This is a genomic window from Deinococcus rubellus (assembly GCF_025244745.1).
Classification (GTDB): Bacteria; Deinococcota; Deinococci; order Deinococcales; family Deinococcaceae; genus Deinococcus; species Deinococcus rubellus.
In genome coordinates, this window is sequence record NZ_CP104213.1 from 2,156,856 (window position 1) to 2,176,721 (window position 19,866).

Consider the following 19,866-nt stretch of genomic DNA (forward strand, 5'->3'; position numbering starts at 1 on the left):
AATAAATAAGCCCCGTGATGCTTCAGCCCTGAGCCACCTGGTTTCAGGGCTGAACTGCTGACGCCTGAACTGGCTTGCCCCCGTCTCCCGCCACCAGAATCTCACCCAGCGCCGAGCGAATCCAGGCGAAGGCGTGGCGGGTCAGCGGCATGGTGTAGGTCTGGGCCGAGCCGTGCAGCATGAAGGCGTACACCACATGCTCACCACCTTTTGTCTTGAAGGAACCACTGAAGGTCAGAATCTTCCAGCCGTTGCCGCCCTTGCCGCCCCATTCGGCAATGGGAATGGGCAGCAGGGCCGATTTGCCGAAGCCCAGCGCCATCAGCTTGCGCTGAATGTCCTGCGAGTGCGGGCTGAGGCCGGAGCGCAAAAACTCGTGGGCGATCAGGGTGGCGAGTTCATAAGGCGTGCTGAAATTGTGGACCTTGAGGTCGTCGGCGCTGTCGTAGCGCTGATCGAAATAATCATTGAGTTTGCGCTGCACATAATCGGCCCGGTACTTCTGGGCGTCGGCATCGATGAGCTGGGCGAGTTCTTCCCGCTTCTTGCCGGTGGCGCTGGCCCACAGTTTCGTGCCGTCGAAGGTCTGCGACAGGCCCGCCTGCGCTGCCCACCAGTCCTTGGTCGGCAAAATCAGGCGGGTGCGGCACAGGCCCAGATCATCGGCCACGTTCTGCACATTCTGCAAGCCGACGGTGCGGTGTAGCAGATCGGTGGCGGTGTTGTCGGAAAACTGAATCATCCGCTCGGCCAGTTGGCGGGCGGTGCTGCCATCGAAGGGGTACGCACCGAGGCTCTGGGTTTGCCTGGTCACGCTGAACTTCTCGTTGAGGTCGAGCTTGCCCGCATCCACCTGTCGCAGCAGCGCCCACAGCACCGCCTGTTTGTAGGTACTCGCCAGCGGAAACTCACTGTCAGGCGAATACGAGACGGCCCGGAGTGGCTGCAAGGTTTGCGGATCAATCACGGCCACATACAGCCCCAATTGACCATTGAGCGCGGCGGGCGGCGGTGGCGCTCTTAGGGCGGGCGGAGCCGTCGGGCACCCGGCGAGCGGCGGCTCCGCCGCTGTCTGGCTGGTCGGCGTCTGATCTACCGCAGATTGGACAGAAGGTCGGCCCAGCGGGGTTGCGGGAATCTGGGCGCTGGCGAGGGTGGGCGCGGTAGAAGCCACCGACTGGGCCTCGTTCCAGCGCAGCGCCGAGTAACCGAGACCAAGCGCGCCCACCAGCAAGAGGTAGCGACCAACTTTAAGGGTCATAACCGATTTAAGGGTTGAGAGGTTCCATCACGATGCCGTAGCTGCCCGGCCCGAGATGGGTGCCGACCACCGCGCCGAAATCAAACGTGCCCCTGTCCTCATAGTCCGCGCCGACCAGCCCCGAGCGCAGCTCCGCGACGTTGCTGTCACCGCCGGGCGTCATCACGAAGGCAAAGCGCGAGGGGCCGAATTTGCTGATGTAGTCGCGGGCCTGACCGACCAGGTTGGCGGTGGCTTTTTTCTGACCCCGCTCACGCCCTGACGATTCCACCCGTCCGCCCTTGACCGACAGGATCGGCTTGATGTTGAGCAGGCCGCCGAGCAGGGCCTGTGCACCGCCGATCCGCCCGTTGCGGCGCAAAAACTCCAGCGTTTCGACGGTAAAGACGATGTAGCCCTTGGCGCTGATCTGCTCTATGGTCGCCACGATTTCGGCCATGCTGCAGCCCGCCTGGGCCATCTCAGCGGCGCGAATCGCCAGCATGCCCAGCGCCATACTGGTGGTGTGGGTATCCAGCACTGTGACCTTGCCACCGAAGTCCTGGGCCGCCAGCCGGGCACTGCCCACCGTACCGGAGAGCTGGCCGCTGATGTGCAGGCTCAGCACCTCGTCCGCCGTTTTGAGGGCCTCGGTGTAGACAGCAGCGAACTCGGCAGGACTGGGCTGGCTGGTGGAAGGAATTTTCTGGCCTTCCTTGACCCCCTTGAAGAGCTGACCGAGCTTGATGTCGATGCCGTCACGGTGCATCTCACCGCCAAACAGGACGTACAGCGGCACGCTGATGATGTGGTGGCGCTCTCTCAACTCCGCCGAGAGGTCGCTCGTCGAGTCGGTCACAATAGCAATCATTCCTCCACTTTAGCGGATTGCCGGGGCGGCGTCTGAGTGGGCGAGGCCAGCAGCAGCAGGTCAGGCACCCTCTAGACTGGTCACCCTCTAAACTGGGCGGCATGGTGCATGACAGCGTGATCGCGGCCCTCAGACTCGCCGCCGAGCAGGACCCCGGCAATCCCGAGTTGCGTCTGCACCTGGCCGATCTGCTGCTGCAAGCCGGGAAAGCAGAGGCCGCGCTTGAGCAGGCCCGAGCGGCCCTGAACCGCGAACCCGACAATGTGAGGGCGCTCCGCCTGGCCGCCTGGGCCGCCGACGAGGCGGGCGAAACCGACGCCGCCCAGCGCTACCACCGCCTCCACGACGCCTTGACCGGCGTAGTGCAGGGCACGGCGCAGGGCGTGGCCGCGCCTGTGAACACGCCGCTGCGGGCCGAGGTCTTCCCTGATCCGGCGAACGAACCGGAACCCGGCAGCGCTGCCGAGCAAAACGCCGCCGATCAGCGCTGGGACTTGCAGACGCCCCGCGTGACGCTCGCAGATGTGTCGGGCATGCAGGCAGTCAAACAGCGGCTGGAACTCGCCCTGCTCGCGCCGCTTCGTAACCCCGAACTGCTCAAGATGTACGGATCGGCCCTGCGCGGCGGACTGCTGCTCTACGGCCCACCCGGCTGCGGCAAGACGTTTATCGCGCGGGCAGTGGCCGGTGAGCTGAACGCCAGATTTATCAACGTGGGCCTGTCGGACGTGCTGGACATGTATCTGGGCCAGAGCGAGCGCAACCTGAGTGACGTGTTCGCGCTGGCCCGCCGCCGCGCACCCTGCGTGCTGTTTCTGGACGAGGTGGACGCGCTGGGCCGCCGCCGTTCTCAAATGCGCCACAGCGCCGCCAACGTGGTGGGGCAACTGCTCTCAGAGCTGGACGGAGCCAAGGCCAGCAACGAGGGCGTGTTCGTGCTGGCCGCCACCAACAGCCCCTGGGACGTTGACCCCGCGCTGAGGCGTCCGGGGAGATTCGACCGCACCCTGCTGGTCTTGCCGCCGGACCTGGAGGCGCGGCGGCACCTGCTGGAACTCGAACTGCGCTCGCGGCCCACCGAGGCGCTGGATTTGCCCGCCATCGCCGCCAGAACCGGGGAGTTTTCCGGTGCGGACCTGAGCCATCTGGTCAGTTCGGCCACCGAGCTGGCGATGCAGGACGCCATCCGGCAGGGAAAAGTGCGGCCCATTCGCCAGGCCGACTTCATCCGTGCTTTGAAAGAAGTGCGGCCCAGCACCCGCACCTGGTTCGAAACCGCCAGGAACGCCGCCCAGTTCGCCAACGAGGACGGCGAGTACGACGACCTGCTGGCACACCTGCGCGGCAAACCGAGCGGGCGCTGAGGCCTGAGCCGTGACCCAATTCGACGCCCCCGAAACACTCAGCAGTACGGAGCAGGCCTGGCCACGCATTCTGGCGCTGCTGGATCTGGGCCGCCCCCGCGAGGCTGCCGCCGAGACCACCAGAGCGCTGGCCCACACTCCCGACGACGCCCTGTTGTGGCGACTGCTCAGCCAGATTTACGCCGATCTGAACGACTACCCGCAGGCGCTCGAAGCCGCGCAGCGCGCGGTTCGCCTTGGTCCCACCGACAGTCACTCGTACCTGACCCTGGGCCTCTCACTCTGGAACGCCCAAGTGCGGGGGTTGACCTTTGGACGCTTCCGGCGTTGGTCGGGCGCATGGAAAGCCGCTGAACCGGCGCTGGCGGCAATGCGTGAAGCGCTCAGGCTCGACCCCGACAACGCCGACGCCCTCGCCTCGCTCTCGCAACTGCACCTGATGATGAATCAGCCCAAACTGGCCCAGGCGCACGCCACCGCCGCCTTGCAGCTTGAACCGCAGCACCGCATGGCCCAGATTTTTCTGGCCCAGGCGCTGCTGGACCTCCGGCAACTCGGGGCAGCCGAGGAGATTCTGCGCACGCTCCTCCTCAATGATCCAAACTTCGTCCCGGCGCTGCACCTGCTCTCGCGGGTCAGCTTAAGGCGGGGCCGCGCCGAGGAAGCCTTCACGGCGGCGCTGGCAGCCGTCAGGGTCGATCCCGCCAACGCCGGGGCACAGGAGCATTTCAAAACGCTGGTCCACGATTACCTGCCGTTTCCGTTTTCCCAGCGCTCTCCAGCCTGGCGCGTAGTGATCATTCCCCAGGCCGTGATTCTGGTGCCTGTTGCGGCGCTGGGCGTCTGGGCTCGCACGCTCTACCGGGTACGCAAACTCAGCCCACACACCAGGGCGCAGATCCGGCGGGTGCGCGTTTACAACTTCAGCTGGCGCAGTCCGTCCGTCCTTTATCTGGTCTTGTGGGCCGTCATCTTCGCCCTGCTCCTCACCGTGGGGCGTCTGCCTGCCAGGCTTCAACCGGCCGCCAACACCTTCGTCGGCGCGCTCATCATGGCCGCTCTTTTCGGTAGCTTTCTTTGGCTCGCCTTCCGGAGGGTGCGGGGGCGCTCCCAGTAATTTTGCCCACGCCAGTGACAGCAGCATTCAGTGTTGAGCGAACCGGGCCAGGACCGTTTGCGCGCTGTTTGCTGTTGCCCGCTCAGGGATGCGGCGGCGTGACCGGCGTGGGAATCACGTAGACCGGCACCGAGGTGGTCGTCTCGGTCTGGGTGGTTTCCACGGTGACGCTGCTGCTCGGCGTCGGCACGGATCGCGTGCCCGTATTGCCAGAAACGGGCACAGTCTGGTTGGGCTGGGTCTGATTGGGTTGGGGCGGGCGGCTGCGGCTCAGTTTGACAGTGAAGGTCAGCACGCCGGTCTTGAGAAAGCCGTCAAGCTTGTCGCCCTGCACGCGGGCACTCAGTGTTCCGGCCTGGCGGCTGGTGCTGAAGAGCTTGAGATCGATCATGCCGCTGTTGGCATCGAAGGGACGGAAGGTGCCGCTGGCCGAGTAGACGTTGCCGTTGCTGGTGCGCGTCAGCACACCGTCGGCCCGCCCGGTGCGTCCGTTGACGTTGAGCAGCAACTGATACGGCGCGGGAATCGGTCCCAGACTGGCGGTGCCCACATAGTTGCCCGATAGCGCCGAGTAGTCCGGGCCTCGGCTCTGGGTGGGGACGCAGGCGGCCAGCGTCAGGGCGGGAAGCAGCAAGGCAGGGAGCAGGGCAGACGAGCGGCGCATGGCGGCAGGCTAGCTTGCCCTCATGAAGACGATCTGACCGAGCAGCCGCACGAATGCTCAGGAAGGCCGGCGCTCAGGTCTATTCTGGTCAGGCCGAAGGCCGAGATCGATGCCCTGAGAGCCAACCAACCACCGAAAGGGAAAGTGGTTTCGAGGAATGCAGCCCTAGAGGAGAACCCATGAACCTGACCGACTACCGCACATTGGGCCGAAGTGGACTGATCGTCAGCCCACTGGCCCTCGGTACCATGACCTTCGGCAACCAAAGCTGGGGATCGTCCGACGCCGTATCCGAGCAGATTTTTAACACTTACCTGGATGCGGGCGGCAATTTTATTGACACTGCCGATGTGTATTCCGGCGGTCGCAGTGAGGAACTCGTCGGCCAGCTCATTGCCGGGCGCAGCGCACGTGACCGGGTGGTGCTGGCGACCAAATTCGGCTTCAACGCCGAGAAAGGCAATCCTCACGCGGGCGGCAACGGGCGCAAACAGATCTACCGGGCGCTGGAAGGCTCTTTGAAGCGCCTCGGCACCGATTATGTTGACCTCTACTGGTTGCACGTCTACGACATGGTGACGCCCGTGGAGGAGGTGCTGCACACGCTGGGCGATCTGGTGCGCTCAGGGCGCGTCCGCTACTTCGGCTTCTCGGACATGCCCGCCTGGTACGCCATCAAAGCAGCGACGCTGGCGCAGGTGCGGGGCGTCCCCGGCCCGGTTGCCATGCAGATGGAATACTCACTGGTGGCCCGCCAGATTGAGGGCGAACACCGCCCCGCCGCCCGCGAAGGCGGTCTGGGTATTGTGCCGTGGAGTCCACTGGCGGGCGGTTTTCTCGCCGGAAAATACAGGCAGGGCGAGGACAACGGCAAGCGGGGCCGTCTGAGCGGGAGCAATCCATTTTCGGGACCGTTTACCAAATTCACCGAGCGCAACTGGCAGATTCTGGACGCCCTGCGCACCGTCGCCGAGGAAATCGGGCGACCCCCTGCGCAGGTGGCGCTGGCCTGGGCAGTGGCGCAGCCTGGCATCGCGTCCACACTCATCGGGGCCAGCAAAGTCTCGCAGCTTGAGGACAACCTGGCTGCGCTGGAGATCAATCTGACGCCGCCGCAATTGGAGACGCTCAACACGGTCAGCTCACCGGGGCTGGACTTCTTCTCGGCGGGATTGCGTCAGGTGGTGTTCGGCGGGGTAGACGTCAGGGGCTGGAACGATTGACTCCAACTTCTCCGAGCTGTGACGCCCAGACAGTGAAGCCCTGAACCTCGGTGTTGGTTTCGGGGTCAACTCCAGCGTCGTTTTTCCAGGCGGCTGAACGCGCCACCAGCTCGCGCCAGGGTTCGGGCAGGTTAAGCAGCGCCCAGCGCACGGCGGCAGGTTTGCTGCCCAGTTGGCCGGTTTGCAGGGTGTTCAGCATGCGGCAGATGGTTTCCACGGCGTAGGCCGCGTGGCCCCGGTGTGACCAGCCCGGATCGTCCAGCGTGGTGGCAAAGGCGTGCCAGTCGCGCAGACGGCCCAGCACGGCGCGTCGCACCTGCCCGGCGCTGACCGGCTCAAACAGCGTTTCTGGCGGCGGGCCATGAACTGTGCTCTCACCATTCAACATCGCCCAGCGTTCCAGCACCCAGTTTTCGCCGTGCGGCTGCGCCTCAAGCACACCGCTGCCCCGGTAGAGCGTCGACCAGCGCTCATCCGGCGTCCAGCGCCGGGCGGCAGCGCGGGGCCAGTACGCGAGTTCAAGTTCACGGGCGTAACGGTTGGACGAGGCAGCCAGACGCAGGTGCATCGCCGCCAGCGCTTCCAATTCGGCAGCACTCAGGGCTGTTTCGGTGACGCACAGCGCGTCCACGTCACTGGTCAGCGGGTCAAAGTCGCCTGTGACGAGCGAGCCGCGCAGATACAGGCCCAGCAGGTTCGCGCCGAGGACGGCTTGTTGCCCGGCCAGAAGCTCGGTGAGCAGGGCGGTGACCTCGCCCGGAATCACGCCTCTGTCAATTCCCGCAGCCGCGCGATCAGGGGGCGCAGCATCTCGCGCTTGAGCTTGAGCGCCGTGCGGTTGACCACGAAGCGGGCAGTGGAGTGCATCACCACCTCGCGTTCCTCCAGATTGTTGGCGACCAGGGTGCTGCCGGTCTGCACCAGATCGACCACCGCGTCGGCCAGCCCGGTGAGGCAGGCGAGTTCGATGTTGCCGCTGAGCTTGACGACTTCGGCGCTCAGACCCCGGCGGGCCAGATACTCGCGGGTCAGGCGCGGATATTTGCTGGCGACCCGGTTGATCGGCCCCAAGACTCCCACCTCGCGGATCAGGCTCAGGCGGCAGGCGCTGAACCCCAGATCCACCGGTTCGTAGACGCTTCTGCCGCTCTCGGCCAGCACATCCTTGCCGACCACACCCGCGTCGGCCACCCCCAGGTCCACGTACACCGGCACATCCTGATTGCGGAGTTCCAGAACCTGCACGCCGTTCATGTCAAATCTCAGGGCGCGGCTCTTTTCGGGCAGGTAGAGGGGTAACCCGGCGCGGGCGAGCAGGTCAATGGCCTCCTCGAAGATGCGGCCTTTGGGCAGGGCCAGCGTCAGCCCCGCCGGGTTGAATGTGGGCGCAGGATTCACGCTTCTTCCTCGACTGAAGAAAACGACTCACCGCGCACCATCCGCCGGAGTCCCCGCGCCGCCGCGTAGCGCCGCAACTCCGCTGCGTCATCGGTCCAGGCCCGCTCGGCCACCAAGCCCAGCGCCTGGGCGTGGCGCACCCCGGCCTCGTCGAGCGCCAGCACCGCCTCACGCTCGGGCGGCAGATGGCGGGCCGCCACCTCGGTCAGCCGCTCCAGACCCACCGCGAAGCCCGCGCCCGGCCACCCGCCCGCCCGCCCGCCGTAGCGCCCACCACCCAGCAGCGACTGAGGATGACCCGCCGCGTAGGCCCGGAAGGTGTAGCCGCTGTAATAGCCGTAACGGCGGCTCATGCCGAGGTCAAACAGCAGTCTGTTGGGGCCGAACACCTGGGCAATCGCCGCCAGGTCGTCCAGCGCCGCCGTCGCCCGAGCGCCCAGCGGCAGGGCGCGGGCCATCGCCAGCACCTCGGGGCCGCCGTAGAGGTCCATCACCGCGTGCAGGGTGTGGCCGAGGTCGGCATTGAGGTTGTGCGCCTTGAGTCCCGCCGCCAGATCGGGGCCGCTCTTGCGGTCCACCGCGTCGTGCAGAGCGTCGCGCGCCGCGCCGATGATGCCCGCGTCTTCCAGCAGGCCGTCCACGAAACCGGGATGACCGACTTCCAGTTGCGCGGCCACGCCGACGGCCCGCAGCGCCGACTCGGCCACCTCCAGCAGTTCGGCGTCGGCCTGCGGGCTGCGGACCCCGATCAGTTCGGCTCCCACCTGGGTAAACTCGCGCAGGTGACCGAGTTCGCTGGCCTGGGCACGCAGCCACAACCGCCCCGCGTATTGCAGCCGCAGCGGAAACGGTCCCTCAGGAAAGCGCCTGCGGGCCAGCTGGACAATGGCGGTGGTGAATTCGCTTCGCAGGGCCAGCACCGAGCCGCCCACATCGATCAGCTTGAAGGCGGCGGCGTCCTGCGGGTGCGCGGCGTCCTGAAATTCCAGGGTCGGCACGTCCACGCCCCGGTAGCCGTGCCGGGCGAAGTGGCCCGAGAGCTGGGCGCGTAGATATTCGCGCCAGGCCCATTCGGGCGGCAGCACGTCGCGGGTGCCTTCGGGGAGGGTCACTGGGCCGGTCTCATCTGGGTTGGTTTCATCTGGGCTGGTTTCATCTGGCATGGCCGGGCACAGGAAAGTGAAGGATCAAAACGGAGCGTCCAAAGCATCGCCGGGCATGATAGCGCCGCCCCGCCGGGGCCGGGCGTCCTCATTCACCTGCTCTATAGTGCTTCTCAATGCTGCGCCCTTCCCTGCTTCTCGCCGCCCTGCCGCTGCTGCTGATCGGCTGCGCCCGCGAGGTCGATCAGTTCAAGCCGCACATCATCATCATCAGTCCCGAGGGCGGCGCAATCAGTGCCAACAAGAGCTTTACCCTCAAGGGCTACGTGCTCGATGACCGCGCCGTCGCCCTGCTGCTGGTCCAGGGCGAGAAGGTGCCGATCAAGGCGGGCAGCAAGATCGCGCCGTTTACCTACCAGACCAGCCTCAAGGGCAACGCCAGCACCCTCAGCCTGGTGGCGCTCGACAGTTCTGGCAACAAGACCACGCTCGATTTGCCGCTGAGAATCGACACCACCCCGCCTGTCATCCGGGTGACCAGCTTGGAGCGCGACGGCAAGGTCATCCGGGTAAGCGGCGTCGTGACCGACAACGCCAGCGTGGCCCAAGTGTCGGTGGACGGCAGCGTGATCAACACCACCCCCGGCACCAGCACCGAGTTCTATGCCGAGACCAGCGGCGAGTACGCCGACATTCAGGCCAAAGACGGCGCGGGCAACGTGACGAACCTGCGGGCGAGGTAGAACGGGCACGGAACATTGAGCCTGCACACCCGGCCACAATCGTGTCCGGCAGCGCCTATCCTGGCGGGCCAGCTTGTTAGCGTGAGGCGTGCCCGCCCCAGCTCCCTCCCATCCAGCCCCACCACGCCCGACCAAACCGTGCCCCACGCTGGCCGAGCAGGCTCCCCCACCGGACAGCCTGCCAGAAATCGCCCGCCGCCTGGCCGAGCGCTACCTGCCCACCCCGCCCGTGCCCAGACGCGCCGCCGAGCCGACAGACGGCCTGATCGGCACCATCCTCTCACAGCAGAACACGGCTGCCATCACCCGGCGGCAGTTCGACGCGCTCAAGGCGGCCTACCCGATCTGGGAAGCGGCCCTGGCCGACGGTCCGGACGGCATCGAGGCGGTGCTGAAGGCGGCGGGCGGCGGACTGTCGCGCGTCAAGTCGCATTACATCTTTCAGGTGCTTGAGCGGCTGGAGAACACGCGCGGCACGCTGAGCCTCAAGGACACCCGCGAGATGGACGACGCCCAGGTACGCGCCCTGCTGGAGAGCCTGCCAGGTGTGGGCATGAAAACCGCCTCGTGCGTGCTGCTGTTCGATCTGGCGCGGCCCGCCATGCCGGTGGACACCCACATCTGGCGCATCAGTCGGCGGCTGGAACTCACGCCCGGCACCTGGAACGCGGTGAAGGTGGAGAAGTGGTTCGACGAGGTGCTGCCGCGCACCTGGCAGGCACGCTACACCTTTCACGTGGCTGCCATCCGGCACGGGCGCGAAACCTGCAAGGCCCAGCGGCCCCGCTGCGAGGCGTGTGTGCTGAGTGGGCTGTGTCCGTCGGCAGGCATATTTCTGAACGAAGCCGTCAACAAAGCGGCGAGCGGGCGCAGGAGTCGTAAGCAGAAGGCCGAGTAGTCAGCGCAAACCGAAGGACCTCAGAGTCGAGCAGATCACCGTCTTTCTGAGCGACTCAGCCCTGCCCGGCACCGTCCAGAAACAAGCTCACCAGCGCCCGCGCCGTCGCGTCCGGGTCAGGGGCGGGCGGGCCACTGACCAGCGGGTACAGCAGCCCCAGCAGCGCCCGCGTCAGCAGCGGGCCGGAGAGGTCGCTTCTCAGCTCGCCGCGCACGGCAGCTTCCTCCATCAAGCGGCCCAGGCCGCCCATCCAGACCGCCCGGTAGCGCTGTTCGAAGTCGGCCCGGCGCTCCCTTGACACGTGCTTGAGTTCGGAGGCGAGTTGCAGACCCACCCGCTGCTGCGGAGCGCTGATCAGCAGTTCGTAGATCAGCGTCTGGAGTTGCCCACGCAGCTCGCGCGGCTGCCGGGCACGCTCGACGACGCCCGACAGCCCTGCCAGTGCACCGTCGAGAATCGCCAGAAACAGCGCTTCCTTGTCGGCGTAGTGGTGGTAGAGGGCCGGTTTGGTGACACCCACCGCCGCTGCCACCTCGCGCATGCTCACGCCGTGATAGCCGCGCGCCACAAAGAGCTGCGCACCCTCCGACAGAAGGCGCTCGCGGGTGCTGGCCGGGCTGACGGCAGGCAGGGACGCGCCGCCGGTCAAGCGCCCACGTCCGTAGAGTCCGTAGAGGTGCGGCGGACAAAGCGCCGGAAAAACGAAAAACGAAAAAGCCGAACACCGTTCATTGCGGTGCAGTTTAGCGCAGCGGGTTTAGGTTGGCGGCACGTTGGCCAGAGCAATGCCCCGGTGATTAGCCCAACTCGGAAGCCTCCCCGAGCCGGGCCTCCACCACGATCTCACTGCTCAGGCTGGCCGCCACCGAGCAGTATTTCTCGTGGCTGAGTGCCGCAGCACGCACCAACTGCTCCTCGCTGACCCCGGCCCCGGCGGCGATGTGGCGCACGGTGATGCGGGTGTAGCGCTTGGGGTCGCTCTGCGCCCGCTCGCCCTCCACCTCGATGCGGTAGTGCGACAGCGGCGTGCGGCGCTTGTTCATGATCTCGACCACGTCGTAGGCGGTGCAGGTCGCCAGCGCGCCGAGCAGCGCTTCCATCGGACTGACCCCGATCTTGACCGGGCTGTTGTCGATCAGCAGTTGGTGACCTGAGGCCGACACGCCCAGGTAGCGCTGTTCACCCAGCCAGGTAATCTGCATGGTCTTGTTTGGAACCACTTTGGCGGCCAGCTCAGCCGGACTCTTGGAGGATGCGGTCATGGCCTCAGCCTAGCGCCGCTGCGGCCAGTTTAACCAGCATCCGGTTCGCCTTCTGGCACGTCTTCACCCTGTCGAGCTCCATCCTGCCCGACTTCGTCCGGCGAGGCCGCGTCGTCCCAGGAGACCTCAGCCCAGTGGCCGTCCCAGTCCTCGTCGTCGTCGAGCGAGGGCAGGCAGACCTCGAAGGTGGCCCCGCCGCCGGGCGTATCACGCACCCCAATGACACCGCCATGCGCGGTGATGACCTGCTGGGCGATGGTCAGGCCCAGGCCCGCCGACCCGGCCTCTTTGCCCCGGAAGAACTTGTCGAAGATGCGCGGCTTGATCTCGTCACTGATACCGGGACCGTGATCGATGACGCAGACCTTGATCTGACCGTCTTCCTCGCGCGCTTCCAGGCCCACCTGCCCGGCCCCGCCACTGACCCGCACGGCGTTGGTCACCAGATTGACGAACACCTGGGTCAGCCGCCCCGGATCGCCCACGATCTCCAGTTCCGGCGTGCTGACGGCGACGTTGTAGTCACGCCCCACCGCCTTCAGGAGTTCGCCCAGATTCACGAAATGCGGCTCGATGCTCTGCACCAGTTCGCCGCGCGAGAGCTGCAAGAGATCGTTGACCAGCCGGGTCATGTTCTCGGCCACCCGCTGGGCGTCACTCAGCGTCTGGCTGGGGGCTGCGCCCGCCACTGCGAACTCACGCTCCACCCGGCGCAGGTAGCCCAGCAGGGCCGTCAGCGGCGTGCGGAGTTCGTGGCTGGTCTCAGCCAGAAAGGTCTTCTGGAGCTTGAGTGCTTCCTCGAGCTGCTGGGCGGTGTCTTCGAGCTTGACCCGGCCCTCCTCGGCCACCTTGTTGAGATGCTCAACTTCCCGCAAGCGAATTTGCAGGGCGGCGTTGAGCGCCCGGATCTCTCCCTCGGCCAGTTCGCGCCGCGAGCGCTCGACAGCCTCGCCGATGGCCCGGCGCACAGCGGGCGCGAGCCGCTCCAGGCGCTGCTTGAGCACGTAGTCGGTGACGCCCCGGCGCAGCGTATCGACGGCCACCTCCTCGCCCATCGCGCCGGTCACGATGATGAAGGGCAGGTAGGCCGTGTCCTGCCGGGCCGCCTCGAAGGCCGACAGACCGTCGTAGCCGGGCAGTGAGAAGTCCGACAAGACCAGATGCGGCCTGAATTCGCTCAGGGCCTCCAGGTACGCTTCGGGCGTCTCGACCTGGCGCAGCAGTGGCACCCACGGCAGGTCGGCAGTCTCCAGGGTAATGGCGACCAGTTCCTGATCGAGAATGTTGTCTTCGAGGTGAAGCACGCGCAGCTCGCCGCCGGGCGGCGGGAAATTCAGCGCTGAAGCGGGAACGGCAGGCACCTGGGTCATCTCGCCGCTCAGTTTACGCCGGGGCCGGGCCGCCGACTGTCGGTGTTGACCAGAACTGAACATCGGATTGGTGAAGAGTGGCACAATGAGGCGCAACCGGGCGCAGGCTGCCCGGAGTTCGGTGGGGCGGGCCGGTGGTTCTGGACCGTTCCCCTCATTTCTTTGCTCCTTCGTGCCACGTTCACCGATTCACCGTTCTCAGGGAGGACCCGACATGCACCCAGCCAAAGAAAGACGCCCCTTTCGCCACGCCCTGGCGCTCGCCCTCGCTCTCAGCTTGCCGCTGGCCGCCGCTCAGGGGCGCGAAAGTACCCTGGTCCTGGGCGGCGACTTCTCGGATCTGATCACGCTCGATCCTGGCGTCTCGTACGAGTTCACCGGCTCGCTGGTCGCAGGCAATTTGTATGACACCCTGGTCGCCTACGAGGGCAACAACCTGACCACCCTGCGGCCACGTCTGGCATCAAGCTGGACCGTGACTCCCACCGCCAGCGGGTCGCGCCTCACCTTCAAGCTGCGCGACGCCAAATTCAGTACCGGGCGGCCCGTGACGGCTGCCGACGTGGTGTACTCGCTCAACCGGGTCATTCAGCTCAAGACGCCGTCGAGCTTCCTGCTGACCGATGTGGCAAACATCAAAGTCGGCTCGGTGACGGCCCCGGATGCCAGAACGGTGGTCATGGACATTCCCAAGACCGCCAACCCGAACATCGTACTGGCGCTGCTGACCTTCAACGTGGGCGGCGTGATTGACTCGACTGAAGCCAAAGCACATGAGCAGAGCGGCGACTTCGGCACCGGCTGGCTCAAGGACCACTCGGCGGGGTCGGGGCCGTTCATGCTCAACCGCTGGGACCGCAGCGCGCAGGTGGCGCTGGACGTCAATACCAACGCATTCAGGAAATCGCCAAACATCAAACGGGTCATCATGCGCTACATGCTGGAATCCTCGGCCCAGCAGTCGGCCCTCAACTCCGGTGAGATCGACGTGGCCTGGGACTACACCCCCGACGCCTTCAAGGCCGCACTCAGCAATCCCAAGCTCAAGGGCCTCAAGACCGGCACCTTCCAGTTGGCTTACCTCGGGATGAACTCGGCCAAAGGTTCACCCTTTGAAGACCCCCGCGTGCGTGAGGCGATGCGCTACGCCATCGATCAGGACGGCATCATCAAGAGCTTGCTGCAAGGCCTGGGGCGCAAAACCCAGACCATCATCCCCATTGGACTGACCGGGTCCAACAGTGCCTTACCGTATACCTACAACCCGGCCAAAGCCAAGGAGCTGCTGACGGCAGCAGGGAAGCCAAACGGCTTCAGCGTGGATTTTCTGGTCAGCACCGGCTCTTGCTCGGGCGGCGTGCCCTGTCAAGACCTTGCCGCCAAAATCCAATCGGATTTGGCCAAGGTCGGTATCAAGGCCAACATCAGACAGATGGTCAACTCCGAACTCCTGACCACCTACCGTGCCCAGAAAGCCCCGCTGATTCAGGTGGCCTGGAGTCCCGACTATGCCGACGCCGACGGCAACGGCACTCCACTGGCCGATTACAACGCCAAGTCGCTGGCCTGGCGCAACAGCTGGCAAAACGACCAGGCCAGTAAATTGGCCCAGTCGGCGGCCATCGAAACCGACCCGGCCAAGCGAATCAACCTCTACAAGCAGCTCACTGACCTGGTGGCCAAAGACGGCCCTTACGTCATCTTGTACCAGCCTTACAAGCCAGTGGTACTCAGCGCCAGCGTGGTGGGCTTTGGCCGCAACGCCAACGGTGACGTGCGCTTCGAGAAGGTCAGCAAGAAGTAATCAGGTCGCTCTGAGCGGCGGGCTTTGGGGTGTGGGCTTCTTCAGAGCGCCCATCTCGGAGTTCGCCGCTTTCGTATTGATGTGTATTCTTATCCTTCGCTCACGGGCCATAGCCCAAGGAGATCCCTTTGCTGATCTACATTCTCCGGCGACTGGCGCTGATGGTCTTTGTGCTGTGGGGCGTCACGCTGGCGGCCTTCCTCATCTCGCACGCCCTCCCAGCGGACCCCGCTGCCGCCGCGCTGGGCAACAATGCCCGTGAGGAGCAGCTTCAGGAATTCCGGGTCAAGAACGGCCTCGACAGACCTTTGCCAGTGCAGTACGGCGTGTACATGGGAAGACTGCTGCACGGCGACCTCGGCACCTCGCTCAGAACCCAGAACAGCATCACCGCCGACCTCCAGCAGTTTTTTCCGGCGACCCTGGAACTGACCCTCGGCGCGGTGGTCTTTTCGCTCATCATCGGGCTGCCGCTGGGTATCCTGGCTGCCCTTCAACACGGCAAAGCCCCGGACTTGCTGGCCCGCATTTTCGCGCTCCTGGGCGGGGCCACCCCAGTCTACTGGCTGGCGATTCTGGCGCTCAACATCTTCCACGAGCGCCTCGGCTGGCTACCGGGGCCGGGGCGACTGGACGCCTACAGCCTCCCGCCGCCGGTCCACACCGGGCTGGTCACCATTGACGCCATCATCGCCCGTGACCCGCAAGTCTTCGTGGACGCCCTGCGCCACCTGATCTTACCGGGGCTGGTACTGGGCGCGTTCTCGGCAGCGCTGCTGACCCGCATGACACGCAGCGCGCTCTTAGAAGTCCTCTCGCAAGACTACATTCGCACCGCCCGCGCCAAGGGGCTGGCGCAGAACAAAGTCATCATCAAACACGCCCTCAAGAATGCCGCCCTGCCGCTGCTGACAGTGCTGGGCAGCCTGTTCGGCAGCCTGCTGACCGGCGCGGTACTGACCGAAACCATCTTCTCCTGGCCGGGCATCGGCAGCTACGCCACCACCTCGGCCATCAGCCTCGACTTCCCGGCCGTGATGGGCGTGACGCTGGTGGCGGGACTGGCCTACTCGCTGGTCAATCTGCTGGTGGACCTCGCTTACGCATCCTTTGATCCCAGGATCAGCTTCTCATGACCACAACCCTGGAACGCGTTCCAAAACGCAGCGAGAACGTCTCGCTCCGGCGGCTCAGGCGCAACAGCGGGGCCATGCTGGGCTTCGTTCTGCTCCTCTTTTTGCTCGTCGCCGCACTGATTGGCCCACTGTTTCTGGGCAGTCCCGGCGCGCAGGACCTGGCTGTCCGGCTCTCGCCGCCGTCCGCCGCACACTGGCTCGGCACCGACCAACTGGGCCGCGACGTGCTGACCCGCGTGCTGAACGGCGCACGCATCTCGCTGAGTCTGGGCGTCGGCGTGATGCTGGCCTCGCTGGTGTCGGGTTCGCTGATCGGCTTGCTGGCCGGGCTGCTGGGCGGCTGGTGGGACGAGGTGCTGATGCGCGTCACTGACGTCTTTCTGGCGTTTCCCAGCCTTATTCTGGCGATGGCGATCTCAGCGGCGCTGGGGCCGAGTCTCACCAACGTGATGATCGCGGTGGCGCTGGTGTCGTGGCCGACCTACGCCCGCCTGATTCGCGCCCAGGTACTGGCCTTACGCGAGCGCGAGTTCGTGGAGGCGGCCCGCGCCCTGGGCAGCTCACAGGGACGGGTGGCGCTGCGGCACCTGCTGCCCAACTCGCTGGCCCCGCTACTGGTGCAGGGCAGCTTCGATGTCGGCAGCGCCATCCTGACAGCGGCGGGCCTGGGCTTTATCGGCTTCGGCGCGCAGCCGCCCACCCCCGAGTGGGGCGCGATGGTCTCCGAGACGCGCAACTACATCTCGCAGGCTCCCTGGGCGTCGAGTGCGCCCGCCGTCGCCATCTTGCTGACGGTACTGGCCTTCAACCTGATCGGCGACGGGTTGCGTGACGTGTTCGACCCGCGCGGACGCTGAGGCCAAAGTATAGATCGAAAAAGTTTGACGCCACTTTGACGGCTCTTCTTTTACCGTGCGGATGATCTCATCCCCCGCATCAAAAGGAGAGCCGTGAACCGTCCGATACTTGCCATCCTCCTCAGTACCCTGTTCAGCTCAGCCTCCGCCCAGGACACCCTGCTCAAGCAGTGGGCCAGCGCCGTCGTGACCCGTAGTTCGGAATATGGTGCGGACAGCTGGGCGGCCAAGCAGGTACTCGGCGAACCCAATACCATGACCTACGGCGACAACGGCACAGCCTGGGCCTCGGCCACACAGAACGGCGTGGCGCAGTCCATCACGGTCAGCTTCAAGGAACCGGTCTACGCCAGCGCGGTGCTGGTGCGTGAGACCTTCGGAAACGGCTTCGTCACCAGGATTTTTGCCATCGATACGGCGGGTGCGCTGCACCAGGTTTGGGCCGGACAGGACAAAACACAACCAAACTACACTGTGAACTTCATCGCCACCTTTCCAAAAACCACTTATCTGGTCAAGGCAGTAAAGGTGGTCATTGACCCCAACCACAACATGAGTGCTTATGAGGAGATTGACGCCATTCAACTTCACGGCACCAAATAAGTGTTCTCCCCCCAGCGGGTTAAGACGCCTTATGAGAACTGTGTAGAGGTTTCTCAAAGATCTATCGAATACTTTGAAGTGTGGACGTCCTGGGAAGTCTCGGTCTCGTCCTGCTTTCTGTGGGGGGTACGCTGGGGTTTTGTGAGCATGTCCAGACCGGCTACCGCTCCAGACCCTACCTGATTCCCACCTGGCTGCTGATGTGCTGCCTGGGCTGGCTCCTGATGCTGATGTACCTGCTGCGGCCCTGAAGCTGGGCGAGGCAACAAAAAATCCCCGCTCTAAGGCGAGGCTTTTTCGTGGTGGACGGTGAGGAATTCGAACCCCCGACTCGCCGCATGTAAAGTGGAGTCATGCTTGTTACCTGAGATGTTGCAGTTTGTAAAAAGGCTGTCCAGCACGGGTTTGCACTTCAATATGGGGGTATGAACTCAAAAGAATCCCGTACTGGACAGCTTTACGCTGACACCCTCAAAGTCTTCACGCGTAAGCAGCACCTGGACAGTGTCCAGGTGCTGCTGTGTTTATTCCTTGCCGCGCTGGGGAAGCCCCATCCAAGCTTAGCGACCGTCAAGTCTCCCGCTGCCCTCAGCCGTTTTCTAAACCAGTATATCTGGAGTCTCAAGGCCTTGATCCGAGTGATGCGAGGCCATGCCCTGCGCGAATTCCGGAAGTCTCGGAAGACGTGCCGAGGCCGTCCTCCGCGTGTCGAATTGATCATTGATCTGACTTCGCTTGGGAAAGAGGGCAACTTTGCTGGGCTGGGCGACTGGATGCATACCTTAAATGGTGTGCGTGGCGTCCACGTCGTCCTGCTGTACATCTGCTGTGGTGACCTGCGGCTTCCCTGGTCGTTCTTGATCTGGCGGGGCAAAGGGGAGCCCTCCCCAACGCAATTGGCGCTGAAACTCCTTCACGGACTTCCATGGGAAGTCCGAACCAGCAGCAAAACGATTCATCTCTTGGCCGATGGCGGGTTCAGTAGCAAAGACTTTCTTCAGGGCGTCATCGCGCTGAATTTCGCTGGCTTTGTCGGGATGCGCGGTGACCGCAAAACGACGACCGGGCAGCATCTTCGAGACATTACGACTCCAGGGCGAAGAATTGAGCTTCACGACTTGCCTGGTGTGCCGTTGTGGGTGAGCTGGATCTGGCTGCCTGCCAGAAAGGGCGATGCTCAGGAACAGCGCTTCATTGTCTCTACGGTGCCGCGCACCGGACCAGTCATCAAGCGAACGGGAAGACGGCGCTGGAAAATCGAAGCACTCTTCAAGACCCTCAAGAGTCGTTTTGGCTTCGCAAAATTCGGCCAATACAGCAAGCGGGCAGGCGTCCTCAAGGGCGTCCGTTCTGCCCAAGAAACTTGGCGTGCGTCGGTATCTCTGTCTGAGTCTGCTGAGCTTCCTGCTCTGCCATTTCGAATGGTGGGATCGCCCGGATCCGGGCGATCCCACTTGGCCAGATTGGGGCACACTTGCTCAGCAGGTGAGGTGGAAATTCTTCAGCTATGTGCGGCTTTCTGAACTTTATCGAGAGACCAATCGAATTCATGCCGTCCAGGACGCAGATTTGGGGCTTCTAACGTAAACTGCAACATCTCAGTTACGCCACATGACTCCCGGGAGTCTCTGGTTACTTTTTCGCCGTCTGGGAGGGCAAGACACGAAAAAAGAAGTTCTGTAGTATTCGCTGAAAGTTGGAAGGCGGCGAACCTTTTACGCATGAACTACGCATGTCCCCTTCTCCAGTCAGCCTATTGCCATTAAGTCATGCCCAGAAATATGTTGATCCGTTTTGTTCTGCCCACACCTAATCAAGGTCAAAACCGGCACGGCAACTACCCATGTTCGGGAATGGGATAGCGAGAAGAGCGCCGCGTTTCTGTAAGAAGGTCTGGATATGTGGGCGGGAAACAAGTATCCAGATCTCGAGATGAGGATCGCCATGTCGCGTCAGGCGAGAATCCGTTTCGAGAACTGGAAGCCGGAGAAGAAGCGGGCTGAGGTGCTGCGCGCTGAGATCAGTGAGGAGATCGCCCTCGTGATGGAAGGTATTGAGCCGGAAGATTACCTGAGCGAGTGCAGGATGACGCGAAGCCCCCGCTTCCGGCATCAGCCAGGGTAGGGACTTCGTCAGTGAATGCACTGCTGGATGAGGTGGCATCGTGAAAATGATCATCCTGCACCTGAGGAGCCAATGTGAGGAACGCGAGC

General features: G+C 64.3%; 21 protein-coding genes. 12 read left to right on the top strand and 9 right to left on the bottom strand.

The window, feature by feature from the left end; translation table 11 throughout:
- Positions 1 to 43 precede the first annotated feature (43 nt).
- Both N0D28_RS11055 and N0D28_RS11060 read right to left on the bottom strand, forming a co-directional pair.
- Positions 44 to 1,261 carry a serine hydrolase gene (locus N0D28_RS11055; protein WP_260559573.1) on the bottom strand — a complete coding sequence of 406 codons (1,218 nt, stop codon included), beginning with the start codon at positions 1,259 to 1,261 and terminating at the stop codon, positions 44 to 46.
- A 7-nt stretch (positions 1,262 to 1,268) separates the two neighbouring features.
- Complete coding sequence (locus tag N0D28_RS11060) at positions 1,269 to 2,111, bottom strand: DegV family protein (RefSeq protein WP_260559574.1); 843 nt, start codon at positions 2,109 to 2,111, stop codon at positions 1,269 to 1,271.
- A 101-nt stretch (positions 2,112 to 2,212) separates the two neighbouring features.
- Here N0D28_RS11060 and N0D28_RS11065 point away from each other — a divergent pair, with 101 nt between their 5' ends.
- Both N0D28_RS11065 and N0D28_RS11070 read left to right on the top strand, forming a co-directional pair.
- Positions 2,213 to 3,475 carry an ATP-binding protein gene (locus tag N0D28_RS11065; protein ID WP_260559575.1) on the top strand — a complete coding sequence of 421 codons (1,263 nt, stop codon included), beginning with the start codon at positions 2,213 to 2,215 and terminating at the stop codon, positions 3,473 to 3,475.
- A gap of 10 nt (positions 3,476 to 3,485) precedes the next feature.
- Complete coding sequence (locus N0D28_RS11070) at positions 3,486 to 4,592, top strand: tetratricopeptide repeat protein (protein ID WP_260559576.1); 1,107 nt, start codon at positions 3,486 to 3,488, stop codon at positions 4,590 to 4,592.
- 82 nt (positions 4,593 to 4,674) lie between these two features.
- Here N0D28_RS11070 and N0D28_RS11075 read toward each other — a convergent pair whose 3' ends face one another.
- Positions 4,675 to 5,256, bottom strand: a complete 582-nt coding sequence (locus tag N0D28_RS11075; RefSeq protein ID WP_260559577.1) for a hypothetical protein — start codon at positions 5,254 to 5,256, stop codon at positions 4,675 to 4,677.
- A gap of 179 nt (positions 5,257 to 5,435) precedes the next feature.
- Here N0D28_RS11075 and N0D28_RS11080 point away from each other — a divergent pair, with 179 nt between their 5' ends.
- A complete protein-coding gene (locus N0D28_RS11080) occupies positions 5,436 to 6,479 on the top strand; it encodes an aldo/keto reductase (protein ID WP_260559578.1) in 1,044 nt (347 codons plus the stop codon).
- Here N0D28_RS11080 and N0D28_RS11085 read toward each other — a convergent pair.
- Genes N0D28_RS11085 through N0D28_RS11095 form a run of 3 tightly spaced genes read right to left on the bottom strand, consistent with a single transcriptional unit; the run spans position 6,460 to position 8,989 of the window.
- Positions 6,460 to 7,245: an aminoglycoside adenylyltransferase domain-containing protein gene (locus tag N0D28_RS11085; protein ID WP_260559579.1), complete on the bottom strand. Its 786-nt coding sequence runs from the start codon at positions 7,243 to 7,245 to the stop codon at positions 6,460 to 6,462. The two genes, N0D28_RS11080 and N0D28_RS11085, sit on opposite strands and share 20 nt — an antisense overlap.
- Positions 7,242 to 7,877 carry an ATP phosphoribosyltransferase gene (gene hisG, locus N0D28_RS11090; RefSeq protein WP_260559580.1) on the bottom strand — a complete coding sequence of 212 codons (636 nt, stop codon included), beginning with the start codon at positions 7,875 to 7,877 and terminating at the stop codon, positions 7,242 to 7,244. The genes N0D28_RS11085 and hisG overlap by 4 nt, the downstream gene beginning before the upstream one ends.
- The gene (locus N0D28_RS11095) at positions 7,874 to 8,989 is read right to left on the bottom strand and encodes an ATP phosphoribosyltransferase regulatory subunit (RefSeq protein WP_260559581.1); all 1,116 of its coding nucleotides are present in this window, start codon (positions 8,987 to 8,989) and stop codon (positions 7,874 to 7,876) included. Before N0D28_RS11095 ends, hisG begins: the two co-directional genes overlap by 4 nt.
- A 167-nt stretch (positions 8,990 to 9,156) precedes the next feature.
- On the opposite strand from N0D28_RS11095, the gene N0D28_RS11100 reads away from it, so the two are divergent.
- Positions 9,157 to 9,723, top strand: coding sequence for a hypothetical protein (locus N0D28_RS11100; protein WP_260559582.1), 567 nt, complete (start codon positions 9,157 to 9,159; stop codon positions 9,721 to 9,723).
- An 88-nt stretch (positions 9,724 to 9,811) separates the two neighbouring features.
- Positions 9,812 to 10,621 carry an endonuclease III domain-containing protein gene (locus tag N0D28_RS11105; RefSeq protein WP_260559583.1) on the top strand — a complete coding sequence of 270 codons (810 nt, stop codon included), beginning with the start codon at positions 9,812 to 9,814 and terminating at the stop codon, positions 10,619 to 10,621.
- 55 nt (positions 10,622 to 10,676) lie between these two features.
- Here the strand turns inward: N0D28_RS11105 and N0D28_RS11110 are convergent, their stop codons facing one another.
- The 3 genes from N0D28_RS11110 to N0D28_RS11120 all read right to left on the bottom strand — a co-directional run bounded on the left by N0D28_RS11110 (position 10,677) and on the right by N0D28_RS11120 (position 13,253).
- Complete coding sequence (locus N0D28_RS11110) at positions 10,677 to 11,270, bottom strand: TetR/AcrR family transcriptional regulator (RefSeq protein WP_260559584.1); 594 nt, start codon at positions 11,268 to 11,270, stop codon at positions 10,677 to 10,679.
- A gap of 148 nt (positions 11,271 to 11,418) precedes the next feature.
- Entirely contained in the window at positions 11,419 to 11,883 is a 465-nt protein-coding gene (locus N0D28_RS11115) for an OsmC family protein (protein ID WP_260559585.1), read from the bottom strand.
- Positions 11,884 to 11,912: 29 nt separating this feature from the next.
- Positions 11,913 to 13,253 (bottom strand): ATP-binding response regulator, encoded by a 1,341-nt coding sequence (locus N0D28_RS11120; RefSeq protein WP_260559586.1) that lies wholly within the window; start codon positions 13,251 to 13,253, stop codon positions 11,913 to 11,915.
- A 214-nt stretch (positions 13,254 to 13,467) separates the two neighbouring features.
- Here N0D28_RS11120 and N0D28_RS11125 point away from each other — a divergent pair, with 214 nt between their 5' ends.
- The 7 genes from N0D28_RS11125 to N0D28_RS11155 all read left to right on the top strand — a co-directional run bounded on the left by N0D28_RS11125 (position 13,468) and on the right by N0D28_RS11155 (position 19,777).
- The gene (locus tag N0D28_RS11125) at positions 13,468 to 15,057 is read left to right on the top strand and encodes an ABC transporter substrate-binding protein (RefSeq protein WP_260559587.1); all 1,590 of its coding nucleotides are present in this window, start codon (positions 13,468 to 13,470) and stop codon (positions 15,055 to 15,057) included.
- A gap of 128 nt (positions 15,058 to 15,185) precedes the next feature.
- Positions 15,186 to 16,193: an ABC transporter permease gene (locus N0D28_RS11130; RefSeq protein WP_260559588.1), complete on the top strand. Its 1,008-nt coding sequence runs from the start codon at positions 15,186 to 15,188 to the stop codon at positions 16,191 to 16,193.
- Positions 16,190 to 17,050: a nickel transporter permease gene (gene nikC, locus N0D28_RS11135; RefSeq protein WP_260559589.1), complete on the top strand. Its 861-nt coding sequence runs from the start codon at positions 16,190 to 16,192 to the stop codon at positions 17,048 to 17,050. The genes N0D28_RS11130 and nikC overlap by 4 nt, the downstream gene beginning before the upstream one ends.
- 93 nt (positions 17,051 to 17,143) lie before the next feature.
- On the top strand, positions 17,144 to 17,653 hold the full coding sequence (locus N0D28_RS11140) for a hypothetical protein (protein ID WP_260559590.1): 510 nt from the start codon (positions 17,144 to 17,146) through the stop codon (positions 17,651 to 17,653).
- Positions 17,654 to 17,733: 80 nt separating this feature from the next.
- Positions 17,734 to 17,904: a hypothetical protein gene (locus N0D28_RS11145; protein ID WP_260559591.1), complete on the top strand. Its 171-nt coding sequence runs from the start codon at positions 17,734 to 17,736 to the stop codon at positions 17,902 to 17,904.
- Positions 17,905 to 18,078: 174 nt separating this feature from the next.
- Positions 18,079 to 19,176, top strand: a complete 1,098-nt coding sequence (locus N0D28_RS11150) for a transposase (protein WP_260559592.1) — start codon at positions 18,079 to 18,081, stop codon at positions 19,174 to 19,176.
- A 421-nt stretch (positions 19,177 to 19,597) separates the two neighbouring features.
- Positions 19,598 to 19,777: a hypothetical protein gene (locus N0D28_RS11155; RefSeq protein ID WP_260559593.1), complete on the top strand. Its 180-nt coding sequence runs from the start codon at positions 19,598 to 19,600 to the stop codon at positions 19,775 to 19,777.
- Positions 19,778 to 19,866: the final 89 nt, after the last annotated feature.